General features: G+C 40.9%; 12 protein-coding genes and 1 other RNA gene. 8 read left to right on the forward strand and 5 right to left on the reverse strand.

Annotated elements, in window-relative coordinates:
- Positions 1–442 precede the first annotated feature (442 nt).
- From ACYVAA_RS13135 to ACYVAA_RS13160, 6 genes are all read left to right on the forward strand, one after another.
- The gene (locus ACYVAA_RS13135; protein WP_460542396.1) at positions 443–1195 is read left to right on the forward strand and encodes a hypothetical protein; all 753 of its coding nucleotides are present in this window, start codon (positions 443–445) and stop codon (positions 1193–1195) included.
- Positions 1192–1641, forward strand: coding sequence for a DUF5675 family protein (locus ACYVAA_RS13140; RefSeq protein WP_460542398.1), 450 nt, complete (start codon positions 1192–1194; stop codon positions 1639–1641). The genes ACYVAA_RS13135 and ACYVAA_RS13140 overlap by 4 nt, the downstream gene beginning before the upstream one ends.
- Complete coding sequence (locus tag ACYVAA_RS13145; protein ID WP_460542400.1) at positions 1629–1844, forward strand: hypothetical protein; 216 nt, start codon at positions 1629–1631, stop codon at positions 1842–1844. Before ACYVAA_RS13140 ends, ACYVAA_RS13145 begins: the two co-directional genes overlap by 13 nt.
- Positions 1845–2187: 343 nt before the next feature.
- Entirely contained in the window at positions 2188–2385 is a 198-nt protein-coding gene (locus tag ACYVAA_RS13150) for a hypothetical protein (RefSeq protein WP_460542402.1), read from the forward strand.
- Positions 2386–2756: 371 nt separating this feature from the next.
- Positions 2757–3833: a LytS family sensor histidine kinase gene (locus ACYVAA_RS13155; RefSeq protein WP_460542404.1), complete on the forward strand. Its 1077-nt coding sequence runs from the start codon at positions 2757–2759 to the stop codon at positions 3831–3833.
- Positions 3823–4563, forward strand: a complete 741-nt coding sequence (locus ACYVAA_RS13160) for a LytR/AlgR family response regulator transcription factor (protein ID WP_460542406.1) — start codon at positions 3823–3825, stop codon at positions 4561–4563. The genes ACYVAA_RS13155 and ACYVAA_RS13160 overlap by 11 nt, the downstream gene beginning before the upstream one ends.
- 810 nt (positions 4564–5373) lie before the next feature.
- On the opposite strand, the gene ACYVAA_RS13165 is transcribed toward ACYVAA_RS13160, so the two are convergent.
- Both ACYVAA_RS13165 and ACYVAA_RS13170 read right to left on the reverse strand, forming a co-directional pair.
- Positions 5374–8013: a thiopeptide-type bacteriocin biosynthesis protein gene (locus ACYVAA_RS13165; protein WP_460542408.1), complete on the reverse strand. Its 2640-nt coding sequence runs from the start codon at positions 8011–8013 to the stop codon at positions 5374–5376.
- A 236-nt stretch (positions 8014–8249) separates the two neighbouring features.
- Positions 8250–9077, reverse strand: coding sequence for an AraC family transcriptional regulator (locus ACYVAA_RS13170; protein WP_460542411.1), 828 nt, complete (start codon positions 9075–9077; stop codon positions 8250–8252).
- 400 nt (positions 9078–9477) lie between these two features.
- On the opposite strand from ACYVAA_RS13170, the gene ACYVAA_RS13175 reads away from it, so the two are divergent.
- Complete coding sequence (locus ACYVAA_RS13175) at positions 9478–10968, forward strand: xylulokinase (protein WP_460542413.1); 1491 nt, start codon at positions 9478–9480, stop codon at positions 10966–10968.
- Between the two features lie 521 nt (positions 10969–11489).
- On the forward strand, positions 11490–12803 hold the full coding sequence (gene xylA, locus ACYVAA_RS13180) for a xylose isomerase (protein ID WP_460542415.1): 1314 nt from the start codon (positions 11490–11492) through the stop codon (positions 12801–12803).
- A 95-nt stretch (positions 12804–12898) separates the two neighbouring features.
- Here xylA and ACYVAA_RS13185 read toward each other — a convergent pair whose 3' ends face one another.
- From ACYVAA_RS13185 to ACYVAA_RS13195, 3 genes are all read right to left on the reverse strand, one after another.
- Positions 12899–13597: a terpene synthase family protein gene (locus tag ACYVAA_RS13185; RefSeq protein WP_460542417.1), complete on the reverse strand. Its 699-nt coding sequence runs from the start codon at positions 13595–13597 to the stop codon at positions 12899–12901.
- Positions 13598–13760: 163 nt separating this feature from the next.
- Positions 13761–14168: a transfer-messenger RNA gene (gene ssrA / locus ACYVAA_RS13190) on the reverse strand.
- 122 nt (positions 14169–14290) lie between these two features.
- Complete coding sequence (locus tag ACYVAA_RS13195) at positions 14291–14968, reverse strand: energy transducer TonB (RefSeq protein ID WP_460542419.1); 678 nt, start codon at positions 14966–14968, stop codon at positions 14291–14293.
- Positions 14969–15482: the final 514 nt, after the last annotated feature.

Below are 15482 nucleotides of genomic sequence, written 5' to 3' on the forward strand. Positions count from 1 at the left end.
AGTTAAACCCGGATCATGCATTAGCAATCGTAATAGCCTGTCCCGACTGTTTTCTAATCTTTCAATTTATCAGCAGTAAGCCTATATCAAAGCTGGGGCAAAGCTGCATCAAAGCTGGGGTAAAGCTGGGTATACCTTGACTGTAGGGTAAATAATTTTAGCGAAAAGTACAATTTTTATAGTTTGATTCTTGAAAAAATCAATTTTTCACTCTCCGGTTATCATCAATCTGCAGGGACAATTAGGCCGATAATCAAATAAATGATCAAACAATCCCCAATCCTGCAGTTCAGCAATTCACTCCCTTAAATATTTCATTCATTGACATAATACCACCTGTTATTCCTTATTTTCCGTATTTTCCATATCGTCCACTTTGAGTTTCAAGGCATTTTATAAAAGCTCAAATTGTCCCCATGTTCAACCAAAAAAATCAAATAATATGGCTAGACAATCAAGTTTTATCAAGCTGGAAGGGACCATCGGGGATGTTACCTTCTACAAGGGGAAAAACGGCTACAAAGCACGGCAAAAAGGAGGGGTCTCAAAGGAGCGGATCCTAAAGGATGAAAAATTTAGGCGAACAAGAGAAAATTTGGCGGAGTTTGCCCGTGCAGCCACTGCGGCAAAACTCCTTAAAAGGGCATTTCAGGAAATTGTGGCCAGGGCAAGGGATACCAGGACGCACAACCGACTGTACAGGCAAACGCTAAAAGTATTAAAATCTGATCTCGTTTCTGATAGGGGGGAGCGTAAAGTAGAAGAGGGGGATATCTCTTTATTTACTGGTTTCCAGTTCAGTTCTGCGGCGGTATTTGAGTCGTTAGTCTTTGCTGATCACACTACCCAAGATAATGGGACACAGCTTACGGTGACCATGCAGCCCTTTGTCCCAACCAGGTATTTGGCCAAACCTGAGGGGGCGACCCATTTTAGAATGTTTCTGGTAGCGGCCAGTGCCAATTTCTTAGAGCAGACCAAAGCATCCAAAGTAGCTTCCAGTACCGAATATGAAATAGGAGAACAAGAGGTGGCGGACTTAGAGCTTACCGTGGACAAAAACCAGTTGACTGGAGGAGATCATTTTTATGCCCTTGGAATTGAATTCTTTCAGCAAACCAACGGCAAGATTTATACCCTCAACAATGGTGCGCACAACGGTGCAGTGGTCATTTTAAGCGAGGAGGGGCTATGATACTTCATCTGGAAAGGGAATACTGGCCAGGAGGGACACAAGGCACCCTCACAATCGAAGGGTTTAAGATTAGCCGGAGCATAGAGTGGCCTTGGCACAGGAACAATCCCAAAACTTCCTGTATCCCTGAAGGGATTTACCCCCTTGAAAAGGTATATTCGGATTGCCATCAATGGCACCTTGATTTAAAAAATGTCCCGGGGAGAATGAACATCAGCATTCTTCCAGCCACGGACATCATCGGTCTATTACCAGGGAATATAGCACCAGTAAGCAGGGTGATGGGAGAATCAAGAGGGAAACAGTCTAGGCAAACCTTTGAAAAGCTGAAGGAGATACTTTTTCAGGCCATGGCCAGAGAAGAAGTTTTGTTGGAAATCCGTAGCTCTCCTGACAAGGCACTCAACTTGGCCCAATATCAAAGGAAAGTGGCATGGATAATTTGAATATGCCAGAATTGTCCGAGGCGGTGGTTTCCTTCTTATTATCGGTGATCACTTATTTGCTCAAGCTGTTGGTCCAGGAAATCAGACAAATGAAACGGGACCAACTGGAACTCCGGGACATGTTTTTGTGGCTCAAATCAGAGCAACAGAATCTTAAGGAATGGTTCGAATCCCACCTTCATCATATCAAGTCCAATAAATAAGGGGTGTTTTATAAAGCGGAGGATTACCCCTCTGCTTTATATCCATATCCCAAAATTTGGGGTACAGGGTGAAAAAACAGGCGGTTTGTTGGATTATAGTGAAGCTGGGCTTTATCCTCAGTTTATTAATTACAATTTTTTGTCATTAATAAATTATTATCCTTATATTATTACAGAGAAATTCCCAATTGAGAATTTTTTGGATGAAGAAAGTGTAAAAATTAACTGTTTTAGTTATGGAAATGATGATGCTCCCCATAGTAAACAGTCCACCATGGACTTTTTGCCAGTAGAAGCTTACAGGTATGAACGAATAACTACTTCCAAGTGAGAATCATTTTTTATGAGAAAGACCGAGCGTAGCGTAATCTATGCCCAGGATATCATGTTTATTACCGGTAGAAGCAAAAGTTATGCTTACAGCCTTCTTGCCAAGATTAAAGATTACTTTAATAAGAACAGACATCAAGTGGTAACATTTGATGAATATGCTAAGTTTCATGGTATTCCTGTGGAGAAAGTCATGGAGTACATTCAGTAAACCAGTATAAAAAATTAATGCAGGAAGATTTGTTCTATCTGTCCTGCATTAGGTTTATTGGGTGTTGTCTTGACCCAGCCGGAATGACGATCCGGTTTTACAAAAAATGATTGGGGAGATAGGTTGTTATAAGATACTCTTTTTTGACCTTTCCCAAATAAAGAGTAATAGCTTTCGTCAGTTTAAGATCCCGGTCCTATTATAATGGTGGTCCTACACTCACTGAAAATACTTTGGTAGAGAATTTTATTTTCAGTAAGAGGTTTTTTAAACTTGGAAGCTTTAGGGAATCTTTTCGTTTTCTTGATGTCGAATCCCATAACATCTTCAATTTTTATCATAGGCGTATTTTTTCTTGAAATCTATGATTTATGAAATACTCAATAAACATCAAATGGGTAAATACCCTCCAGACCAAGGTCAACGACCTGAGTACTATGGTTTCTGTAAAAATTATAAAATGGCATTTAGGGGCGTGGCTTACTTATGTGGCGATTGATTTTTTATCGGCGGTGGTTTTCGATAGTCCTCAAATCATGTGGTGGTATGCTATTTCCAACCTGGCTTTTGCTATCAGTTTGTTTTATGGGGTCTTTTTTATCTTTTTTTTAAGCTGGGAGGAGGATAGATACAATCCATTGTGCCTGGTGACATTGTTGCTTTATTTAATACTGCTTACCTCTCTCAAAATTCTAATTACCAAAGGGGTGGGACAGATGGGCTATTCGATTCATCAATATTTTATAGTGGAATTTTGGAGACTCCTGTATTTCGGGTTGTTAGCTTCGGGGTTTTGGTTTGTGGTCTTAGGCCTAATTAGAAAGAATCAGCAATTAAAGACTAAGGAAGAAGTACTCAAGGCCAGATTGGATTTGACCAAAAGTAAACTGAACCCACATTTTTTGTTCAATTCATTGAATGCAGTTAGGGGAGCTTTGTTCCACAAAGATAAGGAAGTTGCTGACTGGGTAGTGGATTTAGCAGAGCTCTTGAAACATGGAATAATTCCTACTCATGGGACCCTTTCCGAAGAGATTAAGATCGTAGAAAATTATATCAGTCTGGAAAAAAGAAGGTTTAAAGGTCAATGTCATATTAAAATCCAGAATACAGTAGATATGAATAAAGCAACAGAATTAATGATGCCCAGGATGGCCATACTTACAATTGTTGAAAACCTATTTAAACATGGAGAGATGATGGATAGAAATCATCCCGCTCGGCTCCGGCTTTCGCTTGAACAGAACAAAAAGGAAAATATGGAAGGGCTTTACTTTAAATTATTGATTGAAAACAGGGTGAAAAGTAGCAGCAGGACCAGTTTGGGGGTGGGCCTTTCCAGTATAGAAGAAATCTTCGGTTTCTATTTCTCAGACAGCTATGAGTTAATCACTCAATATGAAAATAATATCTTTGACTTGTATTTATCAATTAAATATGATGGTTGATTTAATTAGAATAGGCTTGGTTGACGATGAAGAATATGCTTTGGATATCCTTTCGGAAATGATTAAGGATATTCCAGGATTTGAAGTGATGTTTTCAGTTTCTGACCCCGAAAAAGTAGCAAAATGCTGTTCAAATAGGCAGCCCGATGCTATAATCGTTGATGTTAATATTCCAGGACATAGCGGAATAGTTCTTTCCAAATGGGCTGCTGAAAAGAAGATTCCCATAATACTGACCAGTGGTTATCCTGTCGATGCCAGGGAGGCATACGGAGTCAGGGCCTTAGATTTCTTATCTAAACCGGTTACGGTATCCAAACTTCTTACTGCTCTTTCAAAAGTTCCGAAAAGAGATATGCAGCAAAGAACCGGTAGATTAGGAATGTCCAATTCATTTATTCCATCAAAACTATTTGTAAGAGCAAATAGGGGTGATTCTTATATTAAGTTGAGAATAGAAGAGATATGGTATATCAAGGGTGCGGACAATTTTTCAGATATCATTACAGAAAAAGGCAAGTTTCTTTCTTCATCATTTCTAAGTGAATTGGCTAGGATGTTGATAGGGACTCCTATTCAAAGAGTACATAAATCTTACTTGGTAAATATGGATAAAGTGCATCGCATTAGCCCTAGATACATGGAGCTAATAGACAAGGGATTCCAAATTCCAATCGGAAAAACTTACTGGCCAACGATTCAGGAGTATACCAAGAGCAATTTATTGTAATATGGAAAAATACAGGAAAATGATAAAATGCCTGCAGATACTGAAAAGGAAAGAGTCTGGGAAAGATGCCCCCTAAATTTAATTTTTCTTTCTTCATCCATCGTCTGCCTTGAAGAATTTCGTGCGAAAAAAAGAATACCCTCCCTTCTAGGTGTAGATATGCTAATGCATATTCCATCTAACTTATGTCATAATCTCAGTTCAACCCGGATTATTCATTAGTGATCGTAGTAGCCTGTCCCGACTACTGTCGGGAAGGGCTGAAAATGCAAGAAAATCAGGCTGTTTGGAGACTGAGGCATAGCACCTCTATGGTGAACCTGTCTAGCCGCCAGGTAGAGTCGAAAACAGCAGCAAAGCGACTGATTTTAAAGCATTTTAAGTCCGTAATACTTGTGCGCCGTGGCGTAGATAAGCTAATGAATATTTTTGGTTTAAGTTTTAAAGACGTCATTCCGAGCTCGTCTGGAACCAAACAGGGCTTGGCGTAGGATTGCGAGAAGGAAACCGTGGGAATCTCATAATAAGAAGATTGCCACACCCTTTCCTCCCACACCTACCTAAGCACAAAAGGGTTACCATTGACAGAGAGCTGTCGGTGCGCAGGAGTTCCCTTCGGTTGCTGAGCCTGTCGAAGCATAAGGGGGTAGGGGGTAGACAAGGCGGCCTGAAATCTGTCATTCAGCTCTTTTACATTTTGAAAATGTTGACCTCTTGCAATGACGCAGCGATCCTGTTTCATCGAACTCGGGTTCATACGTTATATTGTACGTTACTTTTTCCAAGTCTTTGAATTCGGGTTTAATGAGTCTAAAGCTCGTTGGTTGCTACATAAACCTCCCTGAATATTTCCCTGTATATTCCGTACCTGACCACTTCTTCGACTTCACTACTGTAATTTTCTGGAAACAGTCGGTTGATAAATAAATGAAGGTGATTGTTCATGAGCGGAATTGCAGTATGCTTATCTTGATAATATTGGTGCTCTTTCAGGGTTTTAGAATATCGAAACAGGAAATTTTGGTCTATACGGTAGTGTGAAATTTCTTTTTTTAACTCAGAATACCATTTCTGTAATAGTTTTCTTTTAGACAGTTCTTTTGCTTTATATTCTTTTTTAAATCCGGATTGCCATTGAATATAACAATGATTGGTTTTTATGATTACTTTGCCTATCTGAATAGCCAAGGCTATTTTATTATGTTCCGGTGCAAGAAGGGGACAGTCAGGGAAGGAATTTAGAACAAAATCGGATTCTTGGTGGAATAATGATTCAGATAAGGACATGTCTTTTCTACTATACTTTTTCCATTCCTGTGAATAGGGCACCGTTTTAAAGTATTGTACCTCCTCACATTTATTAAGGTAAAAGTAAAGCTCTTTTTCCACTATTTTCTTTCGGCTTTTTGGTACTTTTATCCTTAATCTCAGGTGGTATTTCGAGTCATTATAGTGGATATAGAACCATTTTTTGATGCCAAAGTAGCAGTTTGTTTTCTGTATATAGGGCATCACTTTATTAGCCAGAAAACTACATGCTTGATAGGGTTCAAGGTAGATGTGGACACTTATCCATTCTTTTCCCCCTTGCTCAATGGGATTGAAATAGAATGGCTTACTTAATGGCTTTAGGGTAGAAGTTACGGTGGCAAAGAATTGTGGGTAAATAGAATGTCCTTTAAAGGTATAGGATCGGTTATTGATCCAAAGACATTCTTTTAACCAAAGGCAGTGGTGCCGCTTTAATCCTTCAATTATGATATGGAGACTTAGTAAGTTCTTAGTGTCTATCACGATCTCCTTATCCTGTTCCCCTATCAGTAAAAATTGAGGAACTTTATGATTTTCAAGTTCCTTTAGTAAGCTATCAATGTCCTTGCACTGATCTAAACTAATCTTCCATTGGCCTGGTAGTAAAACTATTTCTTTCCATACTATTCGAGGAATTCTTTGGATGTTTGGATTCGCTTTTATCCCATTAAGCTCAATAGTTTTGGTGTCTTGATGGCTTATTTCCCATAGTAGTCGGCATAATGGATGGGTGATCAGTTTTTTGTTGAGAGCATGTTGGATTACAGGAATGATTTGTTGTTTTACCTTATTGTGATACAGTATTATGCCTGATTTCCCAAGACCTATATAGATGTCGTTAATGTCAATGTCATTATGACCTCTGGATTCTTCCCAAAAACTAATTCGGTACGGAAGCACATTTTTATGTCCGCAGACCCGGTTACTAGACTTGTCCTCATACATCGCTACATCTGCATAACATACTGTATTTTTGTCAGGGTAAGTCATGAATATAGATCGAGAATACTGATAAAAATCTTCTATGTAGGTAAATCTCCCATTTAATGCCAATGACCGATCCGTGACCGCCTTGTCAAGAATGATACTTCCATCATGCCCTAATCGGTATAAGACTGAAACATGATGGGAGCATGGACATCTTTGGGGTTTAATGGATCTGCTTAAATCAATTTGGTGAGGTGACCCGATCACAGATTTTTGAATAACATAAGATGTAATGACGTTATGATAACCTGAGCTTGTAAGTCTGTTTTCGGAATCAGGCTTTATTAGAAATGAGTAGAGAGGAGTGTTGGGATCAAGTAGTTGTTTTAAGGGAACATACCTGTCATCGTACATAGAATAAAAGAGCTCCTTAAAGGTGGAAAGGTAGGATGGGGCTATAGGCGTAAATAGCCCTCCCATTTCTTTTAAAATGGTTTGAAGCTCGTTTTTTATCATAGCCTTCTGATAAAAAAAACCTTCTATAAATGTATCAGGGATGCAGTAAGGACTCTTTGCTTCCAGTTGAAATGTAGGTTTTTCATTAAGAGTAGCGGATGAACAGGGAATCAAAAAACCTGATTGGATTATTTTATCCCAAGCTTCTATTAATGGTTTGACCTCGAATGAATCAGGAAATAAAGACTGGAATTGACCAAAATCGATGACATTATTACTGGAAGAAAATTTATAAATAAGATTTAGCACCTTATTTCTGGCAACTGTAACCTCTTCCCATGTATTTTCCTCTTTATTGTAATCAAAATAGACAAATGACTGATTGATAACTCTTAGAAGTGGGTTGATTTTCCATTTTAGACTGTGGTCATTTTTTGGAGCGAGTTGGACTGAATGATGATAGCTTGAAGAAAGAGATAATGCCAAGGGTTTCTTTTCATCCTTCCAATACCCAATACCTACTCCTGCCCATTTTCCAAAGGGAGTAGCGCGGTATCTTCCTCTCAATAAGTACCTTTGGAGACTTAGCCTTTCTTTCTTGGATAATTCATTAGGGTGTTTGTGTTTTATCTTGGAATACAATGAGGGAGAAGAATACCGAAGATGATTAAGAACCAATGAATAGTTTTTGATAATTTCACTTTCATCAAAGACATCAAAAAACAGCAGGGGCATACGGTAAATGAATTGATCCATAGCTTTTTTTCTTCTATACTAGGATCATCATTTGTATTTTTCAATAGTGACATTAGCGAATTGGGTGAACGTAAAAGTAGCTAGGGGCAGTGCATGATTTTGAAGGGTGAAAAAATAATGAACAGCTTCTTTTGGATTAAAGACTAATGTCTTGAGCGGAAGGCCACAAAAAAAACGATCCGATATTATTAAACTCTATTCTTCGGCGTATATCTACAATATCTGCAGGAGCTTCTTTACAAAAACTGCTTCCTATACTCGGTTGGCGTAATTCCCTTTACATCTTTGAACTGTCGGTTAAAGTGGCTGATGTTTTGGTAGCCGCATTCATGGAAGATCTGGGAGACATAGAGATGGTCGCGTTTGAGCAGTTTACAGGCATGGGCGATACGGATTTCTTTTAGGAACTGGGTGTAGGTTTTTTTGGTGTTGAGCTTGAAGAAGCGGCCAAAATTGGAAATGCTGGTCTGGGCGATCTGGGCCACCGTTTCCAGCTTGATGTTTTCATGGAAGTGATTAAAGGTATAATCGTAGATCTTACCAATGACATTGTTGTTTTGATGGGCCTGAAAACTCTGGGTCAACACTTTGTTTTGGTTATTGTGGATCAGTTCCAAGCTTTCCATCAACAGGGAAATATGAAGATAGCCTTCAGCATGTTCCAGTAGCTGGATGTTTTGAAGCAGCCGGGGCCTGTTTTGTGGACCGATCCATAGTCCTAGGTCAGTGTCCAGCAGTCCCTTGATCCCTTTGAGCTCGGGCAGCTGCAAAAAGCTGTGCCCAAAGATTTTTTTGTCAAACTGAATGACCAATACTTCACAGATCTGCTCTTCTTCGTGTTTTCTGAACCAATGGGGGATGTTGGAACCGATAAAAAAAATATCCCCATCCTTGTAATTCCCCACATAGTCCCCGATAAGTGCGGTTCCTGTTCCTTCCTTGATTAAAAGTATTTCATGTTCCACATGTCTGTGCCAAGGGGTTTCAAAATAAGGTGTTTTGAAAGACCTGCAAACAAAGGACTTGGAGTCGGCTAAGGGGAGTTTTTGGATCAGGGTTTTCATGGAATGGATTAAATTTTATGGTCCACTAATTACACGGATTGGCACGGATCTACCTGTCGTCAGCCAGGTTTTCTCGGAAATAATAAAACTCTTCCGTGGATTTCTGTGAAATCAGTGAAAGACTATTTTTACAAACCGGGTTTCTTACATAATGGCGTATACACAGGTAACTTCATCAAAGCTAATGGTTTTTGCTCTTAAAAACCGTTGTTTTTGTTAAAGAGTGTAATATTTTGGCTAAATAGTGTAAGTGATCAAGGCTTATCTCCACCAAATTTGTAGTACATGTTTCGATTGATTTGCCCCTGATTCACCTTGGCCTTCCTGCTGAGATGAATTTCCGTAGGCTTTGGCCTTGTGTATAAGATAACAGATATAATGCAATAACTCAAAATAAACCATGAGACGATTACTGGTAGGATATGATATAGGAAGTTCATCCGTCAAGACCACCTTACTGGATGCCGATACGGGCAGGGGAGTGGCGTCAGCAGGCTTGCCCAAAGTAGAGATGTCCATTTATGCCCCACAGAAGGATTGGGCCGAACAGGACCCGATGATGTGGTGGCGATATGTGGTAGAAACCACCAAGTCGGTGGTGCAAAAAGGAGAGGTGAGGTCCAATGAACTCAAAGGCATAGGGATTTCCTATCAAATGCATGGATTGGTAATGGTGGATCACAACCAAGAAGTGATCAGGCCGGCAATAATCTGGTGCGACAGTAGGGCTGTTGGTATCGGAAATAAGGCCTTTACAGATTTGGGGGCGGATTTTTGTCTATCCAATTTATTGAATTCTCCTGGTAATTTTACTGCTTCTAAGCTGAAGTGGGTGAAGGAAAACGAGCCGGAGAATTATGAGAAGATCCATAAGGTGATGTTGCCCGGTGATTTTATAGCGATGAAATTGACCGGAGAAATTTTTACTTCGGAAACCGGTTTGTCTGAGGGGGTCTTTTGGGATTTTAAGAAAAACGGTTTAAGTACAGAACTCTTAAGATATTACGGAATTGATCAAAGCCTATTGGCTGATAGCAGGCCATCTTTTTCAGTTTCAGGAGAGGTCAGTGCCCAGGTAGCTTCACTTTTGGGTATTGATGCGGGGGTGCCAATCACCTATCGTGCAGGAGACCAACCTAACAATGCCTTTTCCCTTAATGTACTTGAAACCGGGGAATTGGCTACTACCGCAGGGACTTCAGGGACTGTTTATGGTGTAAGTAACAGGCCCGTCTATGATCCCCAATCCAGGGTAAATACTTTTCTCCACGTCAATCATCAGGCGAGTGACCCGCATTATGGGGTGTTACTTTGTGTAAATGGTACGGGGATTCTGAACAGTTGGTTGAGAAAACTGCTTGATGGGCAGTCTTTGGGCTATGAAGAGATGAATAGCCTGGGGGCTGAAGTACCGGTAGGAGCAGAAGACTTGAGTTTTATCCCGTTTGGGAATGGTGTGGAAAGGATCATGGAAAACAAGCCTGTGGGGGCTCACCTAAGCGGCTTGAATCTGTTGAAGCACGACAAAAGGCATGTGATCAGGGCAGCTCAGGAAGGGATTGTCAGTGCCCTGACTTTTGGGTTTAACGTGATGAAAAACATGGGACTGCAGCTGAATACGGTGAAAGCAGGTAGGGCCAACATGTTTTTAAGCCCGTTATTCAGAGAAGCCTTTGTGAACATGAATGAAGTCAATCTTGAATTTTATGATACTGACGGTTCCCAAGGAGCAGCAAGAGGAGCTGGAGTGGGAGCGGGAATTTATGCCCATCCAGGCGAGGCCTTTGTAGGCCTGGAAAAAGTAGCTTCCTTCGAACCTGATCCACAACTGGTGACAGCCTATAAGGAGGTTTACAGTGCTTGGTTGGATAGTTTGGAGAAGATTAAATGAGGGCGTTTAAAGGATATTTTCCACGGATTTCCGCAGGTCGTGCAGATGAGATTGCGGTGTGCAAAATGTTAAACTGGAGAATTGAAAGGAAATAATATGAGAAAAAAAGCTCCATAAGTAACTATGATTTCTGGCGGAGAAATTATAATTACCGAGTATCATCGAGGAATTACCTAGGGACTATTTGCAGAATATGTTATAGATTGGTTTGGATGGCCCTTGGTGAGGCTGGTTTTAAGGAAATTGAGCAGGCCGTTTAGAAAATGAGCTAGCTCGCGTTGTGGAACAGCGAGATCCGCTCATTTTTAGGCCGGAACAATTTTCTTAAAATTAAATTGGGATAAAAGATTTCTATGCTAAAGATAAATTGACATTCCCAATTTAAAAGCCGTACCACAGGCCTAGATTTTTGGTCCTTTTCATCAATGGAAAAGGACAGAAGAAACAATCAAAAACAAAATATAGCTAAATGCAAAATAACGAATAGTCATATTCTAAATAACCAAAATCAATACAAAAAAATGTCAAAGACCTATTTCCCAAGCGTAGATAAAGTGAAGTACGAAGGCCGTGATTCCAAGAATCCTTTTGCCTTTAAATTTTATGATGAAAACCGAGTGGTGGCCGGTAAAACGATGAAAGATCATTTCAAGTTTGCCATTGCTTATTGGCATTCCTTTAATGGTTCCGGGGATGATCCATTTGGTCCAGGTACCCGCAATTATGAATGGGACAAGTCAGCTGATGCCCTGCAGCGTGCCAAGGACAAGATGGATGCTGCCTTTGAATTCATTACCAAAATAGGAGCTCCATACTATTGTTTTCACGATGTGGACTTGATCGATGAGGGAGCCTCTATCGAAGAGTACGAAAGCAGAATGAAGGCCATTACCGCTTATGCAAAACAAAAGCAGGAAGAGACCGGAGTGAAGTTGCTTTGGGGAACGGCCAATGTTTTCAGCAATCCACGCTATATGAACGGGGCTTCTACCAATCCTGATTTTAACGTGGTTTCCTGGGCTGCTACCCAAGTGAAAAATTCCATCGATGCGACCATTGCTTTAGGCGGGGAAAATTATGTGTTCTGGGGTGGCCGAGAAGGCTACATGTCCCTGTTGAATACCGATATGAAGCGGGAAACGGAGCATCTAGCCCAATTTCTGACCATGGCCAGGGACTATGCGCGTAAGAATGGCTTTAAAGGTAACTTCCTGATTGAACCTAAGCCGATGGAACCTACCAAACACCAGTATGATTATGACGCGGCTACGGTGGTAGGCTTTCTTCGGCACTATGGCTTGGACAAGGATTTCAAGTTAAACATTGAAGTAAACCACGCTACGCTTGCCGGCCATACTTTCCAGCATGAGCTGCAGGTAGCAGCAGATGCGGGAATGTTGGGAAGTATTGATGCCAACAGAGGAGATTACCAAAACGGTTGGGATACGGATCAGTTTGCCCTTAACCTCCAGGAATTGACCGAGTCACTGTTGGTGATCCTGGAAGCAGGAGGAATCCAAGGTGGAGGAGTGAACTTTGATGCGAAGGTGCGCAGGAATTCAACGGACCTCGATGACCTGTTCCATGCCCATATCGGAAGTATGGATGCATTTGCAAGGGCATTATTGATTGCCAACGATATTTTGGAAAAATCGGAGTACAAGGCGTTGAGAAAAGCCCGCTATGCTTCATTTGATGAAGGAAAAGGACAGGAGTTTGAAGCAGGAAAGCTGACCTTAGAGGATTTGAGGGCCCATGCACTGTCCAATGGCGAGCCAAGCTTGACCAGCGGCAAACAGGAAATGTATGAGAATATCCTTAACCAGTATATTTAAGGTAAACGACATATCTTTACGAAGTTAAACAAAAAACGAGGTGAATCTTCACCTCGTTTTTTGTTTTGGTACTCAAGCCATCTTGAGTTTGTTGCTTACTGCGAAAATAAGGTGACTTTTTCTAATGTTTGGACTGCTTTGATGGCCTGTTTGCGTGGGATGTTGTACTGATATTCCTTCAGCAGGACAAGGTTATGGAAATCGCCGTCCCTTTCTTCCTTTTCGAAAGAGGCAAGGTCATTGGAAAAGCAGATGATCTCGGTAATGGTCTGGTACAGTGGTAAAAGACTTTTATGGTGGAACAGTTCAGGGGGGAAGTCATGTCCATCAAGGTAGCCCAGTAGCTCAACGGCAATTCCTGCGCCCAAACAATGTTTGAGTTGTTGAACGTATTTAAGAATGCTGGGCTGCTTATTTCTTGCCAAATTTTTGGCCTCCCAAAGGCCAGCTTTAAGGAATTTTCCAATATATCGGGCAAGCTTTGTTCCTAGCCTCTTTTCCCTTGACCGGTCCCTAAACCATCCCCAGTGGAGTTGCCTATACGTTTCGGGTATTGCTGTATTCCCAGTTATTATATTGCCTTTCCCTATCTGTTGGTTAAACTGAGTAAGGTATTTCCAGAAGATGATCCGATCCTTCCCTTTATAGGAATCGGCCTTGTCATCAAGATAAAATAGAATGAGAAAAAGCCTCGTAATCTGTTCCAGTTCCTCTTTTCTCGCATTAGGGAAAAGGCGTGCGGCAAACATGTTCTGTTTTTGCAAACGGCATCTCTTTAAATCATTTTTATTCATAAAAAGTCCAGTTTTGTTTGAATACTTACAATTGGTAAATTTTGAGTAAGATTATGGAGTCAAGAAAAATTTTTTTAAGAAAAAATAAATTTTGTGACTTATATGTGACTAGAAAAAGAAAACTCCTTGTAATCAGTTGTAAGTCACTGGTTTACAAGGAGCTAAGTGGAGCTGCAGGGATTCGAACCCTGGTCCAGATAGGGAAACACTGTACCGTCTACATGTTTAGTCACCTGTTAGGTTTTCGTCTCAGGGCTGCTGGATGACACAGCTACCGTAGAGCTTAGCTATTTGAGTTTCGCACCGGATTAATAGCATCTTCGGCACTAGTCCTGGCAAGTCGACACCCCAAGATCAGCTCTGCCAAGTCAGAGAGCTGCGGGATGTGGCCGGGGAATTACTATCGTAACTCAACCCTTTAAGCAGTATCAGTCCCTATTGGGTCTGATTAGGCAGCCATGGCGTAATTAGATTCGCCAATTATAGTTCGCATGAATTATTCACGGACGTACATGCTCCACCCGACATGCGAGCCCAGTCTTCACACCTACTGTCAAAACCGGTCAGCCCCATTTCCTAAAGATGACAAAAGTAATACAAAATTCGTTCCCATTAAAATGATTTTTAGGCTCAAATAGGACAAAGACAGGTGTTTTTTCAAACATCCTGCCTTTGAGAAACATAACCCAAAAATTAATTCAATTGGAACTTGATCGGTAATCTCATTTTTACCCTTACCGGCCGGCCACCTTGGAGTCCGGGCTTCCAGTTGGGGGCTTTCTTTAAGACCCTTATTGCCTCTTCACTACAACCTCCATCCACCCCCCTTAAGATTTCCACATCTTGAATGGACCCGTCGGTATTCACCACAAATACCAGGTATACCGTCCCTTGAATCCCCATCCTTCTGGCCTGGCTGGGATATTTGAGGTTATCGTAGAGAAACTTTCCCCAAGCCTTCAAACCACCGGGGAATTCCGGCATCTTTTCGGCAAAATCTACAATTTCATCAGCCTTGTCCACGATAGGTGGGGTATTATCAAAGGCAATGTCTTCTATTGAGGCGTTTTCAGGAAGGTTTATATCAAAATCAAGGTCCAAATTATCAAGGATTTCTTCTTCATTGGGGACTTCCTCTACTTCTGGTTGCTCTATTTTCGGGGGAGGAGGGAGCTTTTGGACGGTTACGGGGATATCCAATATATCCGGAAAGTCATTGGTGTCCTTTTCAAGATCTTTGGGGACAATAGTCGAATAGGACTTGAATTCAAAGGCTGCCAATACCAGACTTAGGCTGATCAATAGGCCGATGTTCAAGAAAAGCCCATACTTTCGACTCAAGTCAGCTTTCGGTGTTTTTTTAGCTTCCATAAACAGTTAGGTTAGTTGAGGGTAAATTTCTAATGGATTCCTTAAAACCACTTTAAAAACGCTTACATCAAAGGACTGCTACGTGTTATCAGTGGTACCTGCAGTTGATCAGATAATTGACTGCATCTATATCGCTTATTACCATATTACTAATATAGAAAAAATTAGTTATAGAACTAAATAAATAGTTATTTAAATTTAAAGCTTCTATATGATTTGTAGTGGCTAAACCTGCTAAAACTTTCAATTACAGGTTTCTTCTGTTTAATTGATTGGAGGTGGATTTTCGGCAAGGCTTTTCAAGGTGGCAAAAGGCATTAGCGGAAAATGGTTGACATTATGAATAGTTTTGGCGGCTAATGCTTAAAGCGACTGTTGGCAAGGCCCCGGGCAGCGCCTCCTTTGTCGTCTTGCCTGCCTGGGCAGACAGGCCCGGGGTTAACCATATAGCCCCCCCCTTTAGGGTGCTCCTGTGATTGTTTTTAATAATGGTTATAGACCTGTAAGGGCAAAA

This window comes from Echinicola sediminis (genome assembly GCF_054777495.1).

What these genes read in the sequence shown, in the direction of transcription:
- ACYVAA_RS13145 (WP_460542400.1), top strand. Translation starts at nt 1,629, where the DNA reads ATGGATAATTTGAATATGCCAGAATTGTCCGAGGCGGTGGTTTCCTTC.
- ACYVAA_RS13165 (WP_460542408.1), bottom strand. Translation starts at nt 8,013, where the DNA reads ATGGATCAATTCATTTACCGTATGCCCCTGCTGTTTTTTGATGTCTTT.
- ACYVAA_RS13160 (WP_460542406.1), top strand. Translation starts at nt 3,823, where the DNA reads ATGATGGTTGATTTAATTAGAATAGGCTTGGTTGACGATGAAGAATAT.
- ACYVAA_RS13170 (WP_460542411.1), bottom strand. Translation starts at nt 9,077, where the DNA reads ATGAAAACCCTGATCCAAAAACTCCCCTTAGCCGACTCCAAGTCCTTT.
- xylA (WP_460542415.1), top strand. Translation starts at nt 11,490, where the DNA reads ATGTCAAAGACCTATTTCCCAAGCGTAGATAAAGTGAAGTACGAAGGC.
- ACYVAA_RS13150 (WP_460542402.1), top strand. Translation starts at nt 2,188, where the DNA reads ATGAGAAAGACCGAGCGTAGCGTAATCTATGCCCAGGATATCATGTTT.
- ACYVAA_RS13140 (WP_460542398.1), top strand. Translation starts at nt 1,192, where the DNA reads ATGATACTTCATCTGGAAAGGGAATACTGGCCAGGAGGGACACAAGGC.
- ACYVAA_RS13185 (WP_460542417.1), bottom strand. Translation starts at nt 13,597, where the DNA reads ATGAATAAAAATGATTTAAAGAGATGCCGTTTGCAAAAACAGAACATG.
- ACYVAA_RS13195 (WP_460542419.1), bottom strand. Translation starts at nt 14,968, where the DNA reads ATGGAAGCTAAAAAAACACCGAAAGCTGACTTGAGTCGAAAGTATGGG.
- ACYVAA_RS13155 (WP_460542404.1), top strand. Translation starts at nt 2,757, where the DNA reads ATGAAATACTCAATAAACATCAAATGGGTAAATACCCTCCAGACCAAG.
- ACYVAA_RS13175 (WP_460542413.1), top strand. Translation starts at nt 9,478, where the DNA reads ATGAGACGATTACTGGTAGGATATGATATAGGAAGTTCATCCGTCAAG.
- ACYVAA_RS13135 (WP_460542396.1), top strand. Translation starts at nt 443, where the DNA reads ATGGCTAGACAATCAAGTTTTATCAAGCTGGAAGGGACCATCGGGGAT.